This window comes from Arsenophonus nasoniae (genome assembly GCF_004768525.1).
GTDB lineage: Bacteria > Pseudomonadota > Gammaproteobacteria > Enterobacterales > Enterobacteriaceae > Arsenophonus > Arsenophonus nasoniae.
In genome coordinates this window covers 1,151,846-1,175,573 of record NZ_CP038613.1, presented here as the reverse complement: position 1 = coordinate 1,175,573, position 23,728 = coordinate 1,151,846, and the positions used below count along the sequence as shown (strand labels likewise).

General features: G+C 38.6%; 21 protein-coding genes. 9 read left to right on the top strand and 12 right to left on the bottom strand.

The features are described 5' to 3' along the window. Positions 1–165: 165 nt before the first annotated feature. Genes ArsFIN_RS05725 through sdhC form a run of 4 tightly spaced genes read right to left on the bottom strand, consistent with a single transcriptional unit; the run spans position 166 to position 3,416 of the window. Entirely contained in the window at positions 166–882 is a 717-nt protein-coding gene (locus ArsFIN_RS05725; RefSeq protein WP_034249585.1) for a succinate dehydrogenase iron-sulfur subunit, read from the bottom strand. Between the two features lie 36 nt (positions 883–918). Then, positions 919–2,685, bottom strand: a complete 1,767-nt coding sequence (gene sdhA, locus ArsFIN_RS05720) for a succinate dehydrogenase flavoprotein subunit (RefSeq protein WP_026822771.1) — start codon at positions 2,683–2,685, stop codon at positions 919–921. After that, the gene (gene sdhD, locus ArsFIN_RS05715; RefSeq protein WP_026822772.1) at positions 2,686–3,030 is read right to left on the bottom strand and encodes a succinate dehydrogenase, hydrophobic membrane anchor protein; all 345 of its coding nucleotides are present in this window, start codon (positions 3,028–3,030) and stop codon (positions 2,686–2,688) included. It abuts the gene before it with no gap. After that, positions 3,024–3,416: a succinate dehydrogenase cytochrome b556 subunit gene (sdhC, locus tag ArsFIN_RS05710; RefSeq protein WP_034249586.1), complete on the bottom strand. Its 393-nt coding sequence runs from the start codon at positions 3,414–3,416 to the stop codon at positions 3,024–3,026. The genes sdhD and sdhC overlap by 7 nt, the downstream gene beginning before the upstream one ends. A gap of 604 nt (positions 3,417–4,020) precedes the next feature. On the opposite strand from sdhC, the gene ArsFIN_RS05705 reads away from it, so the two are divergent. After that, positions 4,021–5,316, top strand: coding sequence for a citrate synthase (locus ArsFIN_RS05705; protein ID WP_026822774.1), 1,296 nt, complete (start codon positions 4,021–4,023; stop codon positions 5,314–5,316). Between the two features lie 140 nt (positions 5,317–5,456). On the opposite strand, the gene ArsFIN_RS05700 is transcribed toward ArsFIN_RS05705, so the two are convergent. Beyond that, positions 5,457–6,200, bottom strand: coding sequence for a type 2 GTP cyclohydrolase I (locus ArsFIN_RS05700; RefSeq protein ID WP_026822775.1), 744 nt, complete (start codon positions 6,198–6,200; stop codon positions 5,457–5,459). 134 nt (positions 6,201–6,334) lie between these two features. After that, the gene (locus tag ArsFIN_RS05695) at positions 6,335–6,538 is read right to left on the bottom strand and encodes a YbfA family protein (RefSeq protein WP_026822776.1); all 204 of its coding nucleotides are present in this window, start codon (positions 6,536–6,538) and stop codon (positions 6,335–6,337) included. 358 nt (positions 6,539–6,896) lie between these two features. On the opposite strand from ArsFIN_RS05695, the gene kdpF reads away from it, so the two are divergent. Genes kdpF through kdpE form a run of 6 tightly spaced genes read left to right on the top strand, consistent with a single transcriptional unit; the run spans position 6,897 to position 14,781 of the window. After that, positions 6,897–7,001: a K(+)-transporting ATPase subunit F gene (gene kdpF, locus ArsFIN_RS28745; protein ID WP_081700644.1), complete on the top strand. Its 105-nt coding sequence runs from the start codon at positions 6,897–6,899 to the stop codon at positions 6,999–7,001. Continuing rightward, positions 7,002–8,708 (top strand): potassium-transporting ATPase subunit KdpA, encoded by a 1,707-nt coding sequence (gene kdpA, locus ArsFIN_RS05685; RefSeq protein WP_026822777.1) that lies wholly within the window; start codon positions 7,002–7,004, stop codon positions 8,706–8,708. It abuts the gene before it with no gap. A gap of 10 nt (positions 8,709–8,718) precedes the next feature. Further along, entirely contained in the window at positions 8,719–10,785 is a 2,067-nt protein-coding gene (gene kdpB / locus ArsFIN_RS05680) for a potassium-transporting ATPase subunit KdpB (RefSeq protein ID WP_026822778.1), read from the top strand. A 13-nt stretch (positions 10,786–10,798) separates the two neighbouring features. Then, positions 10,799–11,392, top strand: coding sequence for a potassium-transporting ATPase subunit KdpC (gene kdpC, locus ArsFIN_RS05675; RefSeq protein WP_026822779.1), 594 nt, complete (start codon positions 10,799–10,801; stop codon positions 11,390–11,392). A 9-nt stretch (positions 11,393–11,401) separates the two neighbouring features. After that, on the top strand, positions 11,402–14,101 hold the full coding sequence (kdpD, locus tag ArsFIN_RS05670; protein ID WP_026822780.1) for a two-component system sensor histidine kinase KdpD: 2,700 nt from the start codon (positions 11,402–11,404) through the stop codon (positions 14,099–14,101). Beyond that, the gene (kdpE, locus tag ArsFIN_RS05665) at positions 14,098–14,781 is read left to right on the top strand and encodes a two-component system response regulator KdpE (RefSeq protein ID WP_026822781.1); all 684 of its coding nucleotides are present in this window, start codon (positions 14,098–14,100) and stop codon (positions 14,779–14,781) included. The genes kdpD and kdpE overlap by 4 nt, the downstream gene beginning before the upstream one ends. Positions 14,782–14,897: 116 nt before the next feature. Here kdpE and pgm read toward each other — a convergent pair whose 3' ends face one another. Both pgm and seqA read right to left on the bottom strand, forming a co-directional pair. After that, positions 14,898–16,535: a phosphoglucomutase (alpha-D-glucose-1,6-bisphosphate-dependent) gene (gene pgm, locus ArsFIN_RS05660; protein ID WP_026822782.1), complete on the bottom strand. Its 1,638-nt coding sequence runs from the start codon at positions 16,533–16,535 to the stop codon at positions 14,898–14,900. A gap of 65 nt (positions 16,536–16,600) precedes the next feature. Further along, positions 16,601–17,140, bottom strand: coding sequence for a replication initiation negative regulator SeqA (gene seqA, locus ArsFIN_RS05655; RefSeq protein WP_026822783.1), 540 nt, complete (start codon positions 17,138–17,140; stop codon positions 16,601–16,603). A gap of 360 nt (positions 17,141–17,500) precedes the next feature. Between seqA and ArsFIN_RS05650 the strand changes: the two genes are divergently transcribed. Together ArsFIN_RS05650 and ArsFIN_RS05645 are read left to right on the top strand one after the other, a co-directional pair. Further along, positions 17,501–18,292, top strand: a complete 792-nt coding sequence (locus tag ArsFIN_RS05650; protein WP_026822784.1) for an alpha/beta fold hydrolase — start codon at positions 17,501–17,503, stop codon at positions 18,290–18,292. A gap of 238 nt (positions 18,293–18,530) precedes the next feature. Next, the gene (locus tag ArsFIN_RS05645) at positions 18,531–19,010 is read left to right on the top strand and encodes a cysteine peptidase family C39 domain-containing protein (protein ID WP_026822785.1); all 480 of its coding nucleotides are present in this window, start codon (positions 18,531–18,533) and stop codon (positions 19,008–19,010) included. A gap of 197 nt (positions 19,011–19,207) precedes the next feature. Here the strand turns inward: ArsFIN_RS05645 and ArsFIN_RS26950 are convergent, their stop codons facing one another. The 4 genes from ArsFIN_RS26950 to ArsFIN_RS05625 all read right to left on the bottom strand — a co-directional run bounded on the left by ArsFIN_RS26950 (position 19,208) and on the right by ArsFIN_RS05625 (position 23,691). Continuing rightward, complete coding sequence (locus ArsFIN_RS26950) at positions 19,208–20,692, bottom strand: phage tail fiber protein (RefSeq protein WP_210409099.1); 1,485 nt, start codon at positions 20,690–20,692, stop codon at positions 19,208–19,210. A gap of 9 nt (positions 20,693–20,701) precedes the next feature. Next, the gene (locus ArsFIN_RS05635) at positions 20,702–21,733 is read right to left on the bottom strand and encodes a DUF6453 family protein (RefSeq protein WP_026824074.1); all 1,032 of its coding nucleotides are present in this window, start codon (positions 21,731–21,733) and stop codon (positions 20,702–20,704) included. After that, positions 21,733–22,542 carry a phage tail tip fiber protein gene (locus ArsFIN_RS05630; protein WP_135677560.1) on the bottom strand — a complete coding sequence of 270 codons (810 nt, stop codon included), beginning with the start codon at positions 22,540–22,542 and terminating at the stop codon, positions 21,733–21,735. The genes ArsFIN_RS05635 and ArsFIN_RS05630 overlap by 1 nt, the downstream gene beginning before the upstream one ends. After that, positions 22,532–23,691 (bottom strand): IS3 family transposase gene (locus tag ArsFIN_RS05625; RefSeq protein WP_135677559.1). Its coding sequence is split into 2 segments (ribosomal slippage): positions 22,532–23,412 and positions 23,412–23,691, totalling 1,161 coding nucleotides; the frame shifts between segments, so codons are not numbered across the junction. Before ArsFIN_RS05625 ends, ArsFIN_RS05630 begins: the two co-directional genes overlap by 11 nt. Positions 23,692–23,728 lie beyond the last annotated feature (37 nt).

Here is a 23,728-nt window from a genome sequence, read left to right as displayed (position 1 = left end):
GGGCTATTTATTAAATTCCCCTTATTATAAGAACCTTTAAAAACCGTAACCGGTTTTTAAAGGTTCCTTCTATAATTTACCACACAAAGTTAACAACAATTTAAAATAATCGTTTTCTATTTTTTATTTCCCGCAATATTTCTATTACGGGAAATTTTGCCCAAACTATGCACTACGCTTTAATAACATCGATTTAATGTGGCCAATAGCTTTAGTCGGATTTAAACCTTTTGGACAAACACTGACACAATTCATAATACTATGACAGCGAAATACACTAAACGCGTCATTTAAATTATCCAATCGGGTCTCGGTTTCAGTATCCCGACTATCGATTAAAAAACGATAAGCAGCTAATAAACCGGCGGGGCCAATAAATTTATCAGGATTCCACCAAAATGATGGACATGAGGTTGAACAGCAAGCACAAAGAATACACTCATATAAACCATCCAATTTTTCTCGTTGTGCTGGAGTTTGTAAATACTCACGAGCCGGGGAATTCTTGCCATCATTAATAAGGTAAGGACGTATTTTTTCATACTGAGTATAAAATTGAGCCATATCAACTACTAAGTCACGAACAACCGGTAAGCCTGGCAAGGGACGAATAACAATCTTTCTTTTATTACGACACAAAGCTGACAATGGTGTAATACAGGCCAAGCCATTTTTACCGTTCATATTTAACCCATCAGAGCCACAAACGCCTTCACGACAAGAACGGCGAAATGCTAAAGTCGGATCTTTTTCTTTTAGTTGGATTAACGCATCCAGCAACATCATGTCACGCCCTTCAGCAATGTCCAAACTGTAGTCTTGCATGCGTGGCATATTATCGACGTCTGGATTGTAACGATAAATGGAAAATTCAACTTTCATAATCTACTTTCTCCGCAACACTATTAACGTCCTACATTAATAAGTACGTATTTTGGGTGGGAAGGGATCACGTAACTCAGGTTGCATATTGACGGCACGGCGAGTCATGGTTCCAGACTGTGGTAAATATAGAGTATGACATAACCAATTTGTGTCATCACGATCAGGGTGGTCAAAACGACTATGTGCCCCCCGGCTTTCTGTACGGAAATTGGCTGCTTCTGCCGTTGCAAAGGCTGTTTCTACCAAATTATCAAGCTCTAAACATTCAATGCGTTGAGTATTAAATTCGCGTGAAGTATCATCTAAGCGGGCATTTTTTAAACGTTCACGAATGACTTTTAATTCTTCTAAACCTTTAGCCATCGCATCACCTTCACGAAAAACGGAAAAATTATGCTGCATACAAGCTTGTAACGCTTTACGTATTTCTACCGGATCTTCACCACTATGGGTATTATCCCAGCGATTTAAACGCATTAATGCCACATCAATATCAGATTCACTGGCATCACGCATTGAACCTTGTTGCAGTAAAGATTCTTTCAGATGTAACCCGGCAGAACGTCCGAATACCACTAAATCAAGTAATGAATTGCCGCCCAAGCGGTTGGCGCCATGAACAGAAACACACGCAATTTCACCAACAGCAAATAATCCCGGGATTACAACATCTTTACCTTTTTCATCAATCGTCAACACCTGACCAGTTACTTTGGTTGGGATCCCACCCATCATATAATGGCAAGTAGGAATAACCGGAATAGGTTCTTTAACGGGATCAACATGCGCAAAAGTCCTGGATAATTCAAGAATACCAGGTAGTCGTGACTCCAACACTTCTTTACCTAAATGATCCAGTTTTAATTTAACATGGGGTCCCCAGGGGCCATCACATCCCCGACCTTCACGGATCTCTATCATAATTGAGCGAGCAACAACATCACGGCCGGCTAAATCTTTCGCATTGGGTGCATAACGCTCCATAAAGCGTTCGCCATCTTTGTTAAGTAAATAGCCTCCCTCTCCCCGACATCCCTCTGTCACTAATACACCTGCACCCGCAATTCCAGTTGGATGAAATTGCCACATTTCCATATCCTGCAATGGCACATCTGCTCTGACGGCCATGCCAACACCATCACCGGTATTAATATGCGCATTAGTTGTTGATTGATAAATTCTTCCGGCTCCTCCAGTCGCCAAAATGGTGGCTTTGGCTTTAAAATAAACCACCTCACCAGATTCCATGCATAATGCGGTACAACCGACTATGTCGCCATCCTGATTTTTAACTAAATCCAATGAATACCATTCGGAGAAAATGGTGGTATGGTTTTTTAAATTCTGTTGATAAAGGGTATGCAAAAGGGCATGCCCAGTTCTATCTGCTGCCGCGGCAGTGCGAGCAGCTTGCTCACCACCAAAATTTTTTGATTGGCCACCAAATGGACGTTGATAAATACGACCGTCATCTAAACGTGAAAATGGTAACCCCATATGCTCAAGTTCTAGTATGGCCTCAGGCCCAGTTTTGCACATGTATTCAATGGCATTTTGATCACCGATATAATCAGAGCCTTTGACGGTATCATACATATGCCATTGCCAATCATCTTCATGAGTATTACCTAACGCAACGGTAATCCCACCCTGGGCTGATACGGTGTGTGAACGTGTTGGGAAAACTTTAGAAATTAATGCACATGACAAACCTAACTGAGAAATTTGCAATGCTGCTCGCATCCCAGCGCCACCAGCTCCAATAACAACTGCATCAAACTCTCTTACTGGTAATTTCATTTACGCTCCCCACACTACTATTGTTCCATAAATTAAATAAGTCATTAATATAACAATTAAAAAAAGTTGTAATAATAATCGCAATGCAATTGACTTAATGTAATCAGTTAGTACTTGCCATAAACCTATCCAGGCATGTATCAATATGGAGATGAGCGTTAAAATAGTAAAAATCTTGGTTATTGAAAAAGCAAAAAACGCACGCCAAACAGCATAATTTAACTCAGTTGTTACAATAAAACTGACAATATAAAACGTATAAAGGACAATAATAATCGCAGATGCACGAAGTAGCAGCCAATCTTGTGTACCGGTACGGCCTAATGTTGATGCGTTAACTACCATACAAAAACCCCCGCTAAGATCGACAAAATAGCGGTAATAATAAACGCAGCTATCGCTGAAATACGTCCGACTAACAAACTCTCACCGATAAAACCAAAATCCATTAGCATATGACGCAGGCCACCACAAATATGATATATCAGTGCTGTCAATACACCCCAAATAATGAATTTGATGAAAAAACTATGCATAATTTCAGTAGCATATTGAAAGCCTTCCAGTGAAGAAAGCGATAATCCCAACAGCCATAATAAAATACCGACCGCAACAAAGGTAATAACGCCAGAGACACGATGTAAAATCGAAGCGATTGCAGTAACAGGAAAATGAATTGTCTGCAATTGAAGATTAATAGGTCTTTGTTTTTTCACAATTTTTGCCCACACAGCTTTTTATTGTTTTCCTACCTCCGGACCTGGAGCAGAAATCAAACAGCGATCGTGATAACAAAGTACAACTCAGCTGATAAATTAATCCATAACATATTGGCAAAAGTTGTTACTTATTAACGCTGGGTACTCCTACCACAAGGTAATCCAGAGACCTCGTTTGCAGTATATGACCTTCACATGCCCATTACAATTACAACACATTATGTTTGGAGAGATTTAGCTTGAACAGTGAGTGTGATCACGATTTAAACATCGGTTATTAAATTGATAATGTAATTTGACAAGCGTTAAACATTTATCTTACATATGATTAAGTTAAATTAATTAGTCATTATTACCACACAAAAAAAGAAATTATGTAAAATAAAAATGCTAGATTGTTATCCATAAAAAACCTAATGTTATTGTTGAGATAATTTAAAATGTACAAGGAACATAATAAATTATGAAATGTTAATAAAAAGTTTCGTTTGATAAAAATTTCGTTAAAAATCATGATTCAAGCCTTTTAATTAATAAAATATCATGCAATTTCTAAGCGTTTTATCATGCTTTCATGGTTGTCGGAAATTGCGTTTAAGCGCTAAGGAGACCCGTAATGGCAGACAAAGAAAAAAAGACTATAGAATTAGTCGATAAAGATGCAGAAAAAATTGAGCTTGAAGTTTTAAAACCGACGCTTGGGGTTGATGTAATTGATGTCCGAGGATTAGGCTCTAAAGGTTATTTTACTTACGATCCTGGCTTTACCTCAACCGCATCCTGCGAGTCTAAAATTACCTATATAGATGGAGATAAAGGTATTCTTTTGCACCGCGGATATCCTATTGATCAATTAGCTACCAATTCTACTTATTTAGAAGTTTGTTATATACTACTTTATGGTGAAAAACCTTCGCAAAACGATTATGACAAGTTTAAAAAAATTGTCACCGAACATACCATGATCCACGATCAAATTACTCGGCTTTTGCAAGGTTTTCGACGCGATTCTCATCCAATGGCAATCCTTTGCGGTGTCACTGGCGCGCTGGCAGCTTTCTATCATGACTCATTGGATGTTAATAATCCGCGTCATCGTGAAATAGCAGCATTTAGATTACTCTCAAAAATGCCTACAGTTGCAGCTATGTGTTATAAATATTCTATTGGACAACCTTTTATTTACCCGCAGAATGACCTCTCTTATTCAGCAAATTTTCTTCATATGATGTTTGCTACACCTTGTGAAAAATATCCGGTTAATCCAATCATCGAACGAGCGATGGATCGCATTTTTATTCTACATGCTGATCATGAACAAAATGCCTCAACTTTAACGGTAAGAACAGCCGGTTCTTCAGGCGCTAATCCATTTGCTTGTATTGCTGCGGGAATTGCCTCTCTTTGGGGCCCGGCTCATGGTGGCGCCAATGAAGCCTGTTTACGGATGCTAGAAGAGATTCAGACTGTCGAAAATATTCCTAAATTTATCAAACGGGCAAAAGACAAAGATGATCCTTTCCGTTTGATGGGATTTGGCCATCGGGTCTATAAAAATTATGATCCCCGAGCCACTGTTATGAAGCAGACTTGTGATGAAGTACTTAAAGAACTTGAATTAAATGATAATATATTAGAAGTTGCCAAACAGTTAGAACATATCGCTCTCAATGACCCCTATTTCATTGAGAAAAAACTTTATCCCAATGTGGATTTCTATTCTGGCATCATTTTAAAAGCGATAGGGATCCCAACAACCATGTTTACGGTTATTTTTGCTATTGCGCGTACCATTGGTTGGATTGCTCACTGGAATGAAATGCATGATGAAGAGTTAAAAATCGCTCGTCCGCGCCAATTATATACCGGCTATAAACAAAGAGATTTTCAAAGCGATTTAACCAAAAAATAGTTAATTTTATTGTAATAAATAGACTGTGTCCGACTATTTTATTTTGCATAATCAACAACCACATAGAATACAAGACACAGTTTAGAGATAAACTAACTTTTAACGTTTTTTAGCTAGCTTAGTATTCTTCTTGACAAAAATCAGGCAGGATTGGCTATATCGACAAAAGTAACCTCAAAACCATACTCTTTTTGCAGCCATTCACCTAATACTTTAATGCCGAATCGCTCCGTTGCATGATGACCTGCAGCATAAAAATGAATCCCCATTTCTCTAGCAATATGAATCGTTTGCTCAGAAACTTCCCCAGTCACAAAAGCATCAACGCCAGCCTCAGCTGCCTGTTGAATAAAATTCTGTCCCCCCCCCGTACACCAGGCAATAGTGTAGATCTTTTTTGGACCATTATCACCACAGTACAGTGGTTGGCGCCCTAACCGCTCATTTAAACGTGTCATTAAATCATCAGGCGTTATCGGTTGCGCAAACTTTCCTATTGGCAATAAGGGCGTAATATAGCTCTCTATCTCAACCTCCATGATCTTTGCCAACTGCGCGTTGTTACCCATAATGGGATGGGCATCAAGGGGTAAATGATAGCCATAAAGGTTAATATCATTACAAAGCAAAGTCTTTAATCGCTTACGCTTCATATTAAGAATAACGGCGGCTTCATTTTTCCAAAAATAACCATGATGAACAATAATTGCATCTGCTGCTAATTTTACCGCTTCATCAAGTAATGCTTGCGATGCTGTCACGCCGGTTACTATTTTTTTTACCTCTGAGCGCCCTTCAACCTGAAGTCCATTGGGCGCATAATCTTGATATTCATTAATATTTAAGTGCGTATTGATTAGCTGTTCTAATTCAACATTATCCATTACTTACCCATCCCATTTGTAAAAATGATTTATTTAACTAAATAATAAACTTAAAAATATACTTCACCGCGCGTCAAAACAAAAACGTCCTATCACCACAAGTAATAGGACGTTTTATTTTTTTAATCAATTAATTACTTCATCGATTGCGTATCTTCAGCGCTGGCTAACCAAACAGGTTTATCACTAGTCTTTAGCCACATACGATGTAGGTAACTATAGAAGCGGCTACGGTCACGACGAAAAATCATGACAGGAAAAGCCACTATACCTAATAATACAACACCAACACGACGCAAGAGAACTTGATGCCAAGGGTATTGACGATACTCGGACATAAAGATCCTCCTTATAAAGTTATCAATTGATATAACCAATTGAGATATATTATGTAATTAATGAAAATTTTATCTGATAAAAACGACTATTACTATTCATCAGACCACCTTTTTGCTGTTTTTTTCAGCACTTTTACTTATGTCGTAATTTATTTACTTATTAATCAATAAAAAATCAACTCTTATTACAAATAATTAACCATATATTAACTATGGTTTATTTATTATAACAAAATTTACGATAACAGTAATATCTTACAAACTATTATATTGGCATTTTTATACTATTTTTACACTATGTGCCGACTTTTTATCAGATTCTTTGCATTGAAAAACTTAAGCTCTATACATCAAAAGCATGAGGAGACAAACTGTGTCCATTTTTACTATCACAGGGATCATTCTAATTGGAATATTATTTCTCTATTTGATTTATGCGCTTATTCATGCGGAGGATTTTTAAATGGTAAGTAGTGCTTTATTATTAATTACCAGTTTTTTAATTCTCCTGCTTGTAATCGCTAAATTTGTAGGAAATTATATCGCTCTATTGATTGAAAGTGATTTACCGATTTGGGTTTTCAAAATGGAATCCGGCTTATGGAGTTGTTGCCGGTTACGCAAACCCGGTGGTGAAATACATGAAATGAATTGGCGACAATACGTTATCGCGCTGCTGCTGTTCAATGTTATTGGTGGCATATTTCTCTTTCTACTATTAATCAATCAACAAAATTTACCACTCAATCCACAAAAATTTGCCAATCTAGATTGGGATCTTGCAATTAATACTGCGATTAGTTTTATCACCAATACTAACTGGCAAGCTTATAGTGGCGAAAACACCTTAAGTTATTTTAGTCAAATGACGGGTTTAACGGTACAGAATTTCTTATCTGCCGCGACCGGTATCGCGGTAGCCTTCGCGCTGATCCGCGCCTTTGCACGCCAAGGCGTCAAAACCCTAGGTAATGCTTGGATAGATATTGCTCGTATTACACTCTATCTTTTGCTTCCACTAGCGATTATTTTTGCCTTATTTTTTGTGAGCCAAGGTGTGTTACAAAATTTTTCGCCGTATCTAGTAGTAGAAACATTACAAAATCAAAACCAAATTATTCCAATGGGGCCCGTTGCTTCGCAAGAAGCAATAAAATTATTAGGCACGAATGGCGGCGGATTTTTTGCCACAAATTCCGCGCATCCTTTCGAAAATCCCACCGCATTAACCAATTTTGGCCAAATGATTGCCATTCTTTTAATCCCTACCGCACTCTGTTTTGCCTTTGGTCGCGTGGTCGGTGATAGTCGGCAAGGCATAACATTAATTTGGGCGATGGCAATTATTTTCATTATTGCTATCACTATTGTTATCTATTCAGAAACGCAAGGTAATCCACAACTGATGCTTTCAGGCGCCAACAGTAATATTAATCTGGAAGGCAAAGAAACCCGCTTTGGGATTTTAAATTCGGCACTCTATGCGGTTATCACGACAGCAACCTCTTGCGGCGCCGTAAACGCGATGCATGATTCTTTTACTGCGTTAGGGGGAATGATACCAATGTGGCTTATGCAACTTGGCGAAGTGGTATTTGGCGGCGTCGGTTCTGGATTATATGGCATGCTACTATTTGTCATGCTAGCTGTTTTCCTAGCGGGGTTAATGATCGGTCGAGCACCGGAATATCTAGGGAAAAAAATTGAAATTCAGGAAATGAAATTAACCGCTATTGCTATTTTAATCACTCCCGCTTTAACGTTACTTGGTACCGCACTGGCGCTTTTTACCGAAGCAGGACGTAGTGCTATTTTAAATCCTGGCGCTCACGGCTTCAGTGAAGTTCTTTATGCCTTTTCCTCAGCGGCGAATAATAATGGTAGCGCTTTTGCCGGATTAAATAGCAATAAGCTGTTCTATAATATTACGCTGAGTATTGTTATGTTTATCGGTCGTTTTGGCTTAATCACCGCAGTAATGGCTATTGCTGGTATTATGGTAGGCAAAAAACGCCAGCCTGAAAGCTTTGCCACTTTACCTACTCATGGCCCACTCTTTATTGGCTTGTTAATACTGACTGTTTTCGTTATTGGTGCACTCACTTTTGTGCCTGCCCTGGCGCTTGGGCCAATTGCTGAACATTTACAACTTTGGCATTCTGCCCAATAAGGGACTATAAATGAACAAAAAAACCAGCCTATTGTTTGATAAGAAATTGATTCAAAAAGCATTATTTGATGCTATAAAAAAATGTGCGCCGCAAATTCAGTGGCGCAATCCAGTTATGTTTATCGTTTATATCGGTAGTATATTAACGACATTAATTTGGTTTTATCAATTATTTACGCCATCAGTTGACAATAATACGCTATTTACCGGCATAATTACCGTTTGGTTATGGTTTACCGTGCTATTTGCTAATTTTGCCGAAGCACTGGCTGAAGGGCGCAGTAAAGCACAAGCAGCTAGCCTTAAAGGTGTTAAAAAACAAAGTATTACTACTCGTTTAGCCAGTGCAGATTATCAAGCAGCAAAAGAAAAAATTAACTCTGACCAAATAAGAAAAGGCGATATCGTACTGGTTGAAGCAGGCGAAATTATTCCTTGCGATGGTGAAGTGCTGGAAGGCGGTGCTTCCGTTGATGAGAGTGCAATTACCGGTGAATCAGCCCCCGTTATTAGGGAATCTGGTGGTGATTTTTCTTCGGTAACAGGCAGAACGCGGATACTGTCAGATTGGTTAATTATCCAATGTACCGTCAATCCTGGTGAAACTTTCCTTGATCGTATGATTTCTATGGTAGAAGGTGCCCAACGTCGCAAAACACCTAATGAAATTGCGTTAATCATATTACTAACTGCATTAACCATTATTTTTCTATTAACCTGCTCAACACTTTATCCTTTTAGTTTATTTAGTACTGAGGTGAACGGCAGCGGTAGTCCAATTTCTATTGTAGTACTGATTGCGTTATTAGTTTGTTTAATCCCGACTACCATCGGTGGATTACTCTCTTCAATTGGCGTTGCCGGTATGAGTCGAATGTTAGCCGCAAATGTCATTGCAACCAGTGGACGCGCCGTAGAAGCAGCGGGTGATGTCGATGTCTTATTACTCGATAAAACAGGTACTATCACTCTCGGTAATCGCCAGGCGTCTAAATTCTTATCTCTTAAAGGTGTTACAGAACAACAACTGGCTGATGCGGCTCAACTATCGTCGCTGGCTGATGAAACACCAGAAGGGCGTAGTATTGTTATCTTAGCTAAGCAATTGTTTAATTTACGCGAGCGTGATCTACAAGCATTAAATGCTACATTTGTTCCCTTTTCCGCCATGACACGGATGAGTGGCGTTAATGTTGGTGATCGTGTGATCAGAAAAGGCTCTGCCGATTCTATTCGTCGTTACCTAGAAACAAGTCATGCCAGATTCCCAGCCGAAACGGAAAAATTAGTCGAAGAAGTTGCCCGAAAAGGAGAAACACCATTAGTTGTTGTTGAGAATCAACAAATTCTTGGTGTGGTCGCCTTAAAAGACATTATAAAAGGAGGAATCAAAGAGCGCTTTGCTGAAATGCGCCGGATGGGAATTAAAACCGTGATGATCACCGGTGATAATCATTTGACAGCCGCTGCCATTGCTGCTGAGGCCGGCGTTGATGATTTTCTGGCCGAGGCAACACCTGAAGCTAAACTGGCATTGATCCGCCAATATCAGGCAGATGGGAGTTTAGTTGCAATGACAGGTGACGGCACTAATGATGCACCCGCACTGGCGCAAGCCGATGTTGCGGTTGCCATGAATTCTGGCACCCAGGCAGCAAAAGAAGCCGGTAATATGGTCGATCTTGACTCAAATCCGACTAAACTTATTGAAGTTGTTCACGTTGGTAAACAGATGTTGATGACCAGAGGCGCTCTTTCAACCTTTAGCATTGCCAATGATATTGCCAAATATTTTGCCATTATTCCTACTGCTTTTTCGGTTACTTATCCTCAGCTTAATATATTAAATATTATGCAGTTACACTCCCCCTCTTCAGCTATTCTGTCAGCAGTTATTTTTAATGCGCTAATTATTGTTGGCCTGATCCCATTAGCACTAAAAGGCGTTAGTTACCATCCCATGAGTGCCATCGCATTATTACGCCGTAATTTATGGATCTATGGATTAAGTGGTTTAGTTATACCATTTATTGGTATCAAGTTGATTGATCTACTGCTTAGCCTGTTTATGTCCTGATAAGGTATTGAATATGAATGTTTTACGTTCTTCATTTGTGTTATATATTTTTCTAACTATCATAACCGGAATTGTTTACCCATTATTTATTACTGGTTTATCAAATGCTTTTTTTAATCATCAAGCTAAAGGATCCTTGATCGAAAAGAATAATCGGACTGTCGGTTCGGCACTAATTGGCCAATCGATTACTGAGATTAAATATTTTCATGGCCGTCCGTCAACGACGACTGATACACCATATAATGCATTAGCTTCCAGCGGCAGTAACCTGGCGGTCAATAATCCCGCATTACACAAACTGTTTGCTAGCCGTGCTGAACAAATTAAAATGTTCAATAATCAAAACAACGTGGCCGTTCCAGTCGATCTGATAACGGCGTCAGCCAGTGGATTAGATCCTCATATTTCACCAAGTGCAGCTTATTATCAAGCAGGCAGGGTTGCTAAAGCACGCCGGCTTGCTTTGCATAAAATTAGACACCTGATTGCAGCTAACACCGAGCGACCCTTTTTAAGTTTTTTAGGTCAACCTGTTATTAATGTGCTTAAACTTAATATTGCCCTTGATGCACTTGAACAATCAGAGAATGCAAAAATACAATAAGGTTGATTGATGGAGAGCCAGGAACCTAAAAGCCCTACCCCGGAAGATTTATTGAGTATTGCCAATGAAAAAATTCGCGGCAACTTAAAGATCTTCTTCGGCGCCTACGCTGGAGTAGGAAAAACCTATGCAATGCTACAAGAAGCCCAACGGCTTCGCTCTCAAGGTCTCGATGTTGTCATCGGTGTGGTTGAAACGCACAATCGATCAGAAACCGCTGCGTTACTGGAAGGTTTGCCACAACTACCAGCAAAGCGGATCCGCTACCACGGACGTAAAATTAATACTTTTGATATTGACGGTGCTTTAGCACGTCACCCCGCTATTATTTTAATGGATGAATTAGCTTTTAGTAATCCACATGGCAGTCGTCATCCTAAACGCTGGCAAGACGTGGAAGAATTATTAGATGCTGGTATTGATGTTTTAACCACCATTAACGTACAACATTTAGAGAGTTTAAACGATATTGTCGGCAGTATTACCGGTATTCGCGTCCGTGAAACGGTACCTGATCATATTTTTGACCAAGCCAGTGAAATTGTTTTAGTCGATTTACCGCCTGACGACCTGCGCCAACGATTGAATGAAGGAAAGGTCTATATTGCCGGGCAAGCCGAACGAACCATTGAACACTTCTTTCGCAAAGGCAACTTAATTGCACTAAGAGAGTTATCTCTAAGACGTACCGTTGATCGTGTCGATAATCAAATGCGGGAGTATCGCGATACCCAAGGTTATTCTCAAGTTTGGCACACTCATGATAATTTATTAGTATGCATTGGCCACAACACAGGAAATGAAAAATTAGTTAGAGCAGCGGCCAGGCTAGCCGCTAAACTGGGTTGTAGTTGGCATGCCGTGTATGTTGAAACCCCAAAACTACATACTTTAGCCGAAGAGAAAAGACGTGCCATTTTAAAAGCATTAAAACTAGCACAAGATTTAGGCGCGGAAACCTCAACCTTAGCTGATGCCAATGAAGAAAAAGCCATTTTAGATTACGCCCGGGAACATAACCTAGGTAAAATCGTCATCGGCCGTAAGCAAAATACCACCTGGAAACTGCTCAACTGGAAAATACGCCCTGATTTTGCTGAGCGCTTAGGCAAACTAGGACCGGATTTAGATCTCATTATTATTGCATTGGATGAAAAAACCGCTTGGGAAAAAGAGAGCGAACGCCGGCCGTTAAATGACAAATGGCGAGGAAATATTCAGGGTTACCTGTTTGCCGCTCTGTTATGTATTACCATCACTCTATTTTCTAATCGCTTTTTGCTTAATTTCGATCAGGCTAATGTTGTTACTGTTTATGTATTAGCGGTGGTTATTATCGCGCTGCTGTATGGCCGAAATCCGTCTATCTTTGCCGCATTTATTAATGTTATCGGTTTCGATCTTTTTATTGTCCAACCCCACTTTTCCTTTGTTGTTTTTGACATGCAATATTTGATAACCTTTATTGTTATGCTGGTCGTTGGTCTTTTAGTGGGTAATCTCGCTGCGGGAGTGCGTTATCAAGCTAGAGTCGCTCGTTACCGTGAACAACGGACGCGGCATCTTTACGAAATGACCAAAGAGCTAAGCCGAGCGCTGAATGAAATTGATATTGCAAAAACCGGTTATCACTTCCTTTCCAATGCCTTTAAAGCAAAAGTCAGCCTGTTGCTACCCAACGAGCAGCAGCAACTGGTTCCGCTTAAGTTAGCCGACTATGGTCAGGTGCAAATTGATCAAGCTATTGCCTTATGGAGTTTTGATAAAAACCAACCCGCTGGGGCCGGAACGGATACACTACCTAGCGTGCCTTACCAATTACAACCGATTGCAACTTCAAAAGAAACTTTAGCCATTTTAGCTATTGAACCGCAAAATTTACGTCAATTACTGATCCCAGAGCAGCAACGACTGCTACAAACTTTTACTGGTTTGATTGCCAATGCATTTGAACGATTACAACTTGCTAGACAGGCAGAATCGGCCAAACTGGATGCTGAACGTGAACAATTGAGAAACTCTTTATTGGCAGCACTTTCTCATGATTTACGGACTCCTCTAACGGTAATATTTGGCCAGACAGAAATATTAATGCTGGAATTAAGTGCGGAGCATTCACCTCATACTGAAAAGGTCAACCAAATTCGTCAACAAATCCTAAGTACCTCAAGATTAGTCAATAATTTGCTTGATATGGCGCGGATCCAATCCGGTGGTATCGTGCCAACACTTGCCTGGGAATCATTACAAGAAATTATCGGCAGTGCCTTGCGTTCTCTCGAATATGCCTTAAAAAGCCATCCAACTAAAATTAATGTTCCAGCTGAGCTATTGCTTTATTGTGATGCCAATTTACTCGAACGTGTAATTATTAATTTACTGGAAAATGCGATTAAATACTCTGCTGAAAATTCACCGATCGGTATTGATGCCTACCCACAAGGTAAATATATCCATATTGAAATTTGGGATAAAGGTATTGGTATACCGGAAGGACAGGAAAAACTTATTTTTGATAAATTTTCACGAGCTAAAAAAGAATCGTCCATTCCTGGTGTTGGTCTAGGGCTGGCTATTTGTCAGGCGATTATTAAACTTCACAACGGCGAAATTTGGGCGGAAAATAATAAAAATAGTGGAGCTACTTTCCACTTTGTTTTACCTTTAATAGAAGTCCCTGCAATAGAAGAGGCCATTGAGACAGAGTGATTCAGCACAATATTTTAATAGTTGAAGATGAAAAAGAGATAAGACGATTTGTCAAACTGGCACTTGAAGGTGAAAATTTTCGCGTTTATGAAGCAGAAACTTATCAACGAGGACTTATCGAATCCGCTACCCGCAAACCTGATCTCTTGATCCTCGATCTAGGCTTACCTGATGGAGACGGTATCGATTTGATCCGTGACTTACGCCAATGGAGCCATATTCCGGTATTGGTACTGTCGGCACGGGCAGATGAAACAGATAAAGTTATGGCACTTGATGCCGGTGCCGATGATTATCTAACCAAACCATTTGGTATTAGTGAACTGTTGGCTAGAGTCAGAGTTGCTCTACGTCGCTATGCACGTAAAAGCCAGCCAGATCCCGTATTTCGATTTGGTGATATTAGTGTTGATTTAATTAATCGGCGAGTAACTAAAAATCAGCAAGAACTCCACCTTACCCCAATTGAGTTTCGTTTACTCAGTGAATTTATCACTAATAGTGGCAAAGTGTTAACTCAACGTCATCTGCTACGACAAATATGGGGTCCTAACTATATTGAACATAACCATTATTTACGCATTTATATGGCACATTTAAGGCAAAAGTTGGAAGACGATCCCACTCAACCAGTACACCTACTCACTGAAACAGGAATTGGCTATCGTTTTATGCCTTAATGATAACTCACTTAATCCAGATGAAGATAATGCACTCGATTATTGCATTATCATTGTTGTTATCAATTTTTAACTAAATAAATCTATTAGATAATTTTTACTAAATAATTAACTACTCAATCTGCAATAACCTGATTAACAATCTGAATAGCTTCCTGCTCAATCAACTTAAGATGCTCCTTACCACGAAAACTTTCACAATAAATTTTATAAGCTTCTTCGGTGCCTGAAGGTCGCGCAGTGAACCAACCATAATCCGTTATGACTTTTAAACCACCAATAGCCGCACCATTAGCCGGCGCTTTGGTTAATCGGGCAATAATCGGATCACCCGCCAACATATCTGCCGATACCATTTCAGCGGTCAGTTTAGCTAAACGCTGTTTTTGTTTATGGCTAGCTTTAGCTTGAATGCGACTATAGCAAGGTTCACCAAAACGATGAGCAAGTTCTTGATAGTACTGCTGCGGATTTTTCCCGGTCACTGCGGTTATTTCGGCGGCTAGCAAACAGAGGATAATACCATCTTTGTCTGTCGTCCATGGTGTTCCATCAAATCGTAGGAAAGCAGCACCGGCACTCTCTTCACCCGCAAAGCCATACTTACCCTGATATAACCCATCAACAAACCATTTGAAACCAACCGGTACTTCCATTAATTTACGGCCTAAATCGGCTACCACACGATCAATCATGGCACTAGAAACTAATGTTTTGCCTACCACCACCTCTTTTTGCCATTGTGGTCGATGACGAAATAGATAATCGATAGCAACAGCGAGATAATGATTTGGATTCATTAATCCCGCTGGCGTTATAATTCCATGGCGATCATAATCAGGATCATTAGCAAAAGCTAAATCAAATTTATTGCGCAAATCCAATAAACCTTTCATCGCCCAAGGCGAAGAACAATCCATTCGGATCACACCATCGTGATCTAACGGCATAAAACTAAATGTTGGATCGATTTGTTCATTAACTAGCTCTAAATCCAGTTGATAATATTCAGCAATACGTTTCCAATAATTTATTCCCGCACCACCTAATGGATCGACACCTATTTTTAAACCGGCTTTTTTAATTGCAGCCATATCGATAACTTCACTCAAAGCAACCACATAAGGCTCAACAAAATCTTGTTGCTGGTAGTATGGATCTTTAATAGCAATTTGATAATTGATGCGTTGGATAGCCGCTAATTGATTAGCAATGAATTGATTCGCTCGCCACTCAATTTCAACCGTCAGCCGTTCATCTGCTGGACCACCATGGGGCGGATTATATTTGATCCCACCATCTTCTGGCGGATTATGTGAAGGCGTGATCACAATACCATCCGCTTTTTTTTCGTGCTGGCGATTATAATCCAATATAGCGTGAGAAATAGCCGGTGTTGGTGTAAAACCGTCGTCTTGCTGCGCGATGACATCAACCCCATTCGCGATCAAGACTTCAATAACCGTCATAAAAGCCGGTGCAGATAAGGCATGAGTATCTTTTCCTACCAAACAGGGGCCAGTAATACCATTTAATCGACGAACTTCTACGATAGCTTGGGTAATAGCTAAAATATGTTGCTCATTAAAACTACTACGACAGGCACTACCACGATGACCTGATGTACCAAATTGAACGCTTTGAGCCGGGTTTTTAATTTGGGGTTGTAGCGAATAATATTGTGCAACCAATTGTTCAACATTAATTAAATCACTTTGTTGGGCAGATTGCCCAGCACGTTTATGCAATGCCACTTATTTCTCTCCGAAGGGACAGCGGTACACATAGCCATAATCACTAAGTGACCAATAATATTTGTTTAAATCGTACCACACACTTTCTCAACCAATTCAACAGGAAACTTCATATCTTGCATAATTTGTTCAATCATATTGCGTTTACGATTGGTATTAGTATTGGTGATTACCCAATAAGGCGTATCAGGTATTAGGCGAGGTTTTGTCTGCTTACCACTGGCTAATAAGGTCTGTTTATTGCTAGCAAAATAGATACGCGTTCTGCCATGGGTTGCTTCTGTTGCGGCCACAAAAGCGGATTTGTTTAAATTGTATAGGGTGGATAAAATAAGCATAAAGCGATCAATTGCTTTGCTTTTAGTGGCATAATCGTTAGAAAGCAATAAATCATGCATCACACTTGCTGCATCGTAGGAAGAAACTGATTTATTTTTTTTCACTTCAGCCGCTATATTACTTACGGTTACCGAGAGTGGTATATGCGACTGACTAACGTCAAACCCTAACAGACGTCGTAATATAACCGATGCATTTTCACCTATATGCTGGGTATGACTCGCGATATAGCGGTAAAGTTCTTCGTCAACTTCAATCGTTTTCATGTTATTTCAATCTGTTTTAATTAAAATTATCTGCCAATTATAAGATATAAACCTAAAAAACAAAACAATGAATATTTCAATTACTTAACTTAGTCTATTCATAAAAAAGTTTTCGTCTTGATGCTCAATTTGTATAGAAATAGCTTAATAACTTTAGCTTACTAAGAACAAAAATATCTTTATTGATATCTGAGATTAATCACATTATTCATATAAATAGCAAAATATTTTCGTGTCACTTCCCCTTTTCACTCACCAACATCAACTTAAATTTTAATACTGACCAAGCTAATAATTATTGGTTTCTCGCTCTATCCATGTCATTATACAAACTATTGATTAATGAAATGTAATATGACTATGTTGCTAAATAATTGGCTAAATTATCGTATCCATCATCAAGAAAAGCCTATCTCTTCTGCTGCGATTGTACTCATCCATGGCTTGTTTGGTGACTGGCAAAATTTAGGCGTATTAGCTCGCAATTTACAAAATCATTTCACCGTTATTCAACTAGATATCCGCAATCATGGTAGCTCGCCACAGGCAGAAACAATGCGCTATTCTGAAATGGCAACAGACGTTTTAGCGCTGCTAACTCATTTAAAGCAAACAAGCATTATCGCTATTGGACACTCAATGGGCGGAAAAATTGTCATGGCGATGACGGCAATAGCGCCTCAATTAATAGAAAAAATTGTGGTTATTGATATTGCGCCAGTCACTTATCAAATTAATCGTCATGAAAATATATTTTCTGCCTTAGAAGCAGTAACACAAGCAGGCGTAACTTCCAGACAGGAGGCTGCTGTTATTATGCGTAATACGTTAACTGAAGAAAGTGAAATTCAATTTTTACTAAAATCATTTGATAAAGGCAAATGGAAATTTAATTTACCTATTTTAAAAAAAGAATATAACCAATTGATGGGTTGGAAAACGATTCCATCCTGGCCTCATCCTGCACTCTTTATCAGTGGCAGCCGTTCTGATTACATTAGCGAAAATTATCGCAAAGATATTATTACTCAATTTCCGCAAGCTCAAGGCCAGATTATTTTAGGAAGCGGTCACTGGGTACATGCTGAAAATCCAGCAGCAGTCATCCGAGCTATTCATCGCTTTCTGGCTATTCCAGCTGATAAACAATAAATCGCATACCCTAATATTGCTCTTTTTATCTTGTTCATAAACTAATTTGAAACAGATAATAACTTTATTTCAATTTAAAAATATAACTAGTCTTAAAAACAGTAAGATCCTTTTTTAACACTTTTCATAAAAAAATAAGTCGATAGAATAAACTTTCTAACTAAGTAATATAATAAAGCATTTTATTAATATTAAATATATTTAAATGGCTTTATATTTTAATTTATGGCTATTGACTATGGATGAAAATAATAAAAAAACGCTTGAATTAATTTCTATTATCATAAGACTAAATAATAAAATAAATATTAATGAATATAATAAAGAAATAACTCAAAATGATAATTTTGTTGATTGCACAAAAAAAATTCAACAAATGTATCAAATTATCATAAAAGAAAAACGCTGCCATAAAAAAGAGTTATCGCGTCTGATTTTACCTGCCATTATTTATGATAATGTTCCATATATATTAGCCAGTTATAATGATGAACAAGTATTAATACAATCTGCTGGCAATAAACCTCCAGAAATTTGGCAGAAACAAGATTTTCTTCAACGTTGGAATGGCAATTGGCTTAAAATAAACCAAAAACAATCCCACTTTGATATTCGTTGGTTCGTACCTGAATTCTTAAAACATAAACAGATATTTATTGAAATCTTGTTTTTTTCATTTGTATTACTAATAAATATCTTTTCAGATAATACATTTTAATCAATAAGTTAAATAAAATTCATGTATCTATTTTATTTTTATATACACATACATGTACAAATTTATTTTTCACCCTTTACGCGCCACCTTTGCCATAACGCTAAGTACAAAACCTCAATCTCACACAAAACCACTTACCCGCAACCAACAACTAATAGTTAACAACTTCCTCCAACGCTGCTAATATGATGGTGGGGCTATTCTTTTTGCGCGTGTTGCTGATTCCAGATTGAATCAACGGGCATCTCTACCCTAACATCTAGCCATGTCGATGGCGGAATATCACACGGCTCACCATCGATATAATAAGTTGGTTTTCCATCAATAATCTCTTTAACTCTCAAATTCTGAAATTCTTCTGGCAAATGAGAGTGCTGTCGGTGAAAGGTTTGGATTTCAATATTGCCGTCAGGTAGGATTTTATCTTTGATATATATTAGCTCTAAACCATTGCTATTTTTTGGCACCGATACCCCATTATTTATACCCCATCCACCGTCTGCGTTATAACCCATGACGCCGGAAATAAAATATTTTCCAGCTCCAGTTCGTTGTACGTTGACGCCTTCTGATTCGTCGTTAGTTTCAAAATGCCCATCAGGATGAATTTTAACGATTGGTGATGATTTTTTAAAATATCCGTTAGAATCTGCCCTCATTTTAGGAATATCAGAGGTTAGAGCTATAGTTCCGCCCTTTCCGGGTAAATAAATATTAAATTTTCCAACTTTTTCAAAATATGAACGTTGGTCATTATTATTAGAACCTATTCGCCAAGTATTACCATTAGCTGCGATTAATTCTATATATCCATGAGTACTAGGAGACTTAACTACTAATTTAGGTGCGGTTATATCTGTAGGATTATTAGTTAAAGCCAGTGTGCCATTTTTATTTGATGGAATAGTGACAACGGCTTTATTGTTATTTTTAGCATCTCTATACACGAAATAGGCATCGCCAGGGGCAGTTTCGAGTAACAGTTTATTCCCATCACCTTTGATAAGGGTCAAGCTGGTATAATTACCGTTACTCTTTATATTTATCTGCCCAGCAGTGAAATTTTCCCAGGAATCTTTCTTGGCATAGAACTCGTCACAGGCTTTTTGGCTTATCACTTTATCTGTGGCATTGCCTGTCGTTTGTAATACGCTTGCTTTATCAAATTTTGTTTCTAATTTTTCGCTTATTTCTCCGACAGTTTTAGCATCAGCTTTATCCTTTACGGCTTCCTTGATTTTATCGATATCATTTGCATCTGCTTTGCCTTCAACAATATCCTTCAGTGCTTTAATCGACTCTAACTTAACCGTTTTGCCACTGGGTAGCGTAAGTTCAACGACACCGTTGTCCCCCATCCAGGTATCCATGTTTTGCAGGAAGTAAAGGATATAAGTGTTAGCTGCAACCAGTGCTCTTGCCGCATCAGAATTATTATTGGGTTCAGTGAGATTAATGCTGTAAGGGGTATCTGTTGCGCTAAAAGTCGGCTTATCTGCTAACGTTAATTCAGTATCACTGTTAACTGTTAATATCATGTAAGGATAGTTAATATCGCCGTTTTTAATCAGCATTAACATGCCAGGTGATACCAACGGATTATTACTGTTCCATTTTGTGCCTGTGCCTTTTACAATAGAAGAGCCTGACACAACGGTTACGGTGCCTGTGTTATATATCATATAATTTCTCTAAAAATAAAGATCGAAGTCGATAACGTAAGATGGCGTGCTATAAGTGATATCATCAATAGCTGATGTATCTACAAACACCCATTCTAAATTCCTTCCCTGCTGAATAGTTATTGTATTTCCTTGAAAACGATAACCGCCCGCTTTGCAATATGTCCAGCCCTGATAGACGCGATCTATCATTTCTGCACATTCATTTGCTTGTAACATTGGGCGTGCAAATGGCGCCGTTACTCCCCATTGGGTTAATGTTATATTAGCGCCAACCAGAAAAGGTAAATAATTAGATGAGTAACTCACTGTTCCTTTTTGATTGTAAATATTAAGACCGTAATCAACTGGCAATAGTGTAAAATCAGTCGTGAATACGAGTACGTAAACATCTGTTCGCACATTGCTATAAATATTTTTATTGTCTCTAGAGATAGAAACAACTGCATTTTGATTTGTTGGTCTAATAAAAACTAGACTTTTACCAATACTTGGAACAGTGTTAGGGATTTTATAAGTGCCATTAGTACTTATCGATATTTTCTTTCTAAAAACACAATACCCTAACTTTGATTGCTGAGTGATTTCTACTGCATTACCTAAACCACCAATAAATAGTCCATAATCACCACTAGTTGCTTGTTTTGGATAGCCATAAACATCTATTTTATACACATTTTCGTATTGTTCACCGTACAAAAATGTTCCTCGATCTGACACCCCTCCTCCTGGGCCACCCCAAAACCAGTGGATACCCCAACGATCCCAATTGCACTTTAATTGATTTCCTTCAACGCGTATATTTTCAAGTCTCAGTTGACGTACAGCATAACTTCTGGATACTTGATAAAGTCTAGATATGACTTTAGGGACGATTATTAGATTATATTTATCTGCTTCAGGAATGGTGAAGCTATGATCTCTTTTTTTTAGATCGTGGTTATTTGTACTTAAAAGTTTTGTCAGTATTCGACTTTTACTGGTTATTTCAAAGGTTTTAAAACCGTCATTCAAATCAACAAACAAACCGTAATCTGACATTATGGCCTCCTGCCTAGTTTTATTACCCCACCAGAAGCGGGATAAACGGCAAGCCCGGTATTATCTAACACAATTTTTGAGGCATCTCCCATGATTTTAAAGTCTTTATTAATGAGTAAGCGATTAAACTCTGCGATACCGGTTTCACCATCTATCTTGAAACCGGTGTCTCCCGCCTGATAATTTTTTGACTGAATAACAGAGCCGATTAATAATTCTTCAATCGTTCCTTTATCAATAAATATTGTGCGTAAAAAAACCTGCCCATTTCTAATAGCAAAAACAGGCTCCATCTTGCCATTAGCCGGATTGTAGACGATGAAAGTTTGGGCACTAAAGCCAATTTGCGTACTGACTTTGCCGTTTTTAAGCTCCGCACCAATGACCATTCCTGCATCATAAGAGACGCCGTCATAAACAATCTTGACTAACGATGTCCAGGTGGCAGAAGCCTCACCCTTTTTCATGTCATATTTGGCTTGTAGCGAGTTCTGCGCCGCTGCCCATGACTTATCCGCTGTCGCTCTGACCTGATGGATAGACTCGGCTAAAGCTTTGGTCTCTGTTACCACATAATTATCAACCCTGACAATTTCCGCCTTCATCTTGCCGTTTTGACGCATGAAATACTGCGTATTGCCGTTGAGTCCCTTCGCGTTTTCCAGTATCGCTTCCGTGCTGCTGTCTATTCCTTTCTTTAACTGCTTAATCGCTTCTGTGTCGTTAATTTTTTTGTCGATTTCTTCTAAAATATCACCCGGTAAACTATTGTAATGGTCAACAAATTCTGTAGAAGATCTAAGCGGCATTTTTTAGTTCATGATATTTTTGATGTGGCGTTAAATAACCAATCGTTGAATGGCGTCGATAATAATTGTAAAACTGAATATAATTTTCAACTTCACAGACAACAGATTGATGATTCATAAACGATAAACGGTTAAGTCTTTCTGTCTTTAAACTCCTAAAAAATCTTTCCATCACGGCATTATCGAGGCAATTACCTCGCCGACTCATGCTTTGAGTTATTTTCCGTTCAAAGAGGTGCGCCCTAAACTCCTCCGATGAATATTGGCAACCTTGATCTGAATGGAACATCAAACTTGTCGTATCCGGTAATTGCCGTTCAATTGCGTTATCTAAGGCTTCTTTCACTAATTTCGAATCCGGTTTTGTTGATAAGGCATAACCAATAATTTCTTTGGTGGCTAAATCCAACACACAGGCTAAATAGCTCCACCCATAGTGATGTCTAATATACGTGATATCCCCGACATAATAGTGATTATGCTGTTCAGGGGAAAATTGTCGTTTAAGCAAATTAGGGGCATATCGATGTTCGTTACCCGATGAGTGATAGTAGTGCTTTTTCGTTGGTCTAATTGCAACTAATTGATTTAATTTCATGATGTTCGATATTTTATAAGTGCCAATTTTGTGCCCTAAACCCTTTAACTCGGCTTGAATACGTCTTTTGCCATAAATTTGACCCGATGTATAAAAAATACGTTTGATTTCGCCACACAGTCTTTCATTTTCAACTGTCGGTATTTTCGTTTCATAATAAAAACTACTGCTGCTTACTTCAAAAAGATGGCATAACTCAGTGACCGTAAAATTGGGGTACATGATTTTCAGTTGCTTCACGATTTTGAGTTTTGATTGTCGAGGATGAAGTAAGCCGCGGCTTTTTTTAATATGTCATTATCCCTCTGAGCACGCTTAAGTTGAACTTCTAATTCTTGTATGCGCTGTTGCTCGGGTGTTAACGCTTTTGATTTTACAGGCGTATTCCCATTTAACTCGGCAAGATATTGTTGCTTCCATCGTGATACGGCAGATTTACCCGCACCGGATATTTTTTCAACTTGGATATTGCTATATCCACCTTCAACCATGAGTTTTGCATATTCCAGTTTTTGCTTTCCGCTAAAGGTTACTTTTACTTTTCGGGTCATATTTATACCTATAAGATTTTGCTTAATTATAAGCTAT

Coding starts and splice junctions, on each gene's coding strand:
- ArsFIN_RS05725 (WP_034249585.1), bottom strand. CDS start 882: ATGAAAGTTGAATTTTCCATTTATCGTTACAATCCAGACGTCGATAAT.
- sdhA (WP_026822771.1), bottom strand. CDS start 2,685: ATGAAATTACCAGTAAGAGAGTTTGATGCAGTTGTTATTGGAGCTGGT.
- sdhD (WP_026822772.1), bottom strand. CDS start 3,030: ATGGTAGTTAACGCATCAACATTAGGCCGTACCGGTACACAAGATTGG.
- ArsFIN_RS05705 (WP_026822774.1), top strand. CDS start 4,021: ATGGCAGACAAAGAAAAAAAGACTATAGAATTAGTCGATAAAGATGCA.
- ArsFIN_RS05700 (WP_026822775.1), bottom strand. CDS start 6,200: ATGGATAATGTTGAATTAGAACAGCTAATCAATACGCACTTAAATATT.
- ArsFIN_RS05695 (WP_026822776.1), bottom strand. CDS start 6,538: ATGTCCGAGTATCGTCAATACCCTTGGCATCAAGTTCTCTTGCGTCGT.
- kdpF (WP_081700644.1), top strand. CDS start 6,897: ATGAGGAGACAAACTGTGTCCATTTTTACTATCACAGGGATCATTCTA.
- kdpA (WP_026822777.1), top strand. CDS start 7,002: ATGGTAAGTAGTGCTTTATTATTAATTACCAGTTTTTTAATTCTCCTG.
- kdpB (WP_026822778.1), top strand. CDS start 8,719: ATGAACAAAAAAACCAGCCTATTGTTTGATAAGAAATTGATTCAAAAA.
- kdpC (WP_026822779.1), top strand. CDS start 10,799: ATGAATGTTTTACGTTCTTCATTTGTGTTATATATTTTTCTAACTATC.
- kdpD (WP_026822780.1), top strand. CDS start 11,402: ATGGAGAGCCAGGAACCTAAAAGCCCTACCCCGGAAGATTTATTGAGT.
- seqA (WP_026822783.1), bottom strand. CDS start 17,140: ATGAAAACGATTGAAGTTGACGAAGAACTTTACCGCTATATCGCGAGT.
- ArsFIN_RS05650 (WP_026822784.1), top strand. CDS start 17,501: ATGTTGCTAAATAATTGGCTAAATTATCGTATCCATCATCAAGAAAAG.
- ArsFIN_RS05645 (WP_026822785.1), top strand. CDS start 18,531: ATGGATGAAAATAATAAAAAAACGCTTGAATTAATTTCTATTATCATA.
- ArsFIN_RS26950 (WP_210409099.1), bottom strand. CDS start 20,692: ATGATATATAACACAGGCACCGTAACCGTTGTGTCAGGCTCTTCTATT.
- ArsFIN_RS05635 (WP_026824074.1), bottom strand. CDS start 21,733: ATGTCAGATTACGGTTTGTTTGTTGATTTGAATGACGGTTTTAAAACC.
- ArsFIN_RS05630 (WP_135677560.1), bottom strand. CDS start 22,542: ATGCCGCTTAGATCTTCTACAGAATTTGTTGACCATTACAATAGTTTA.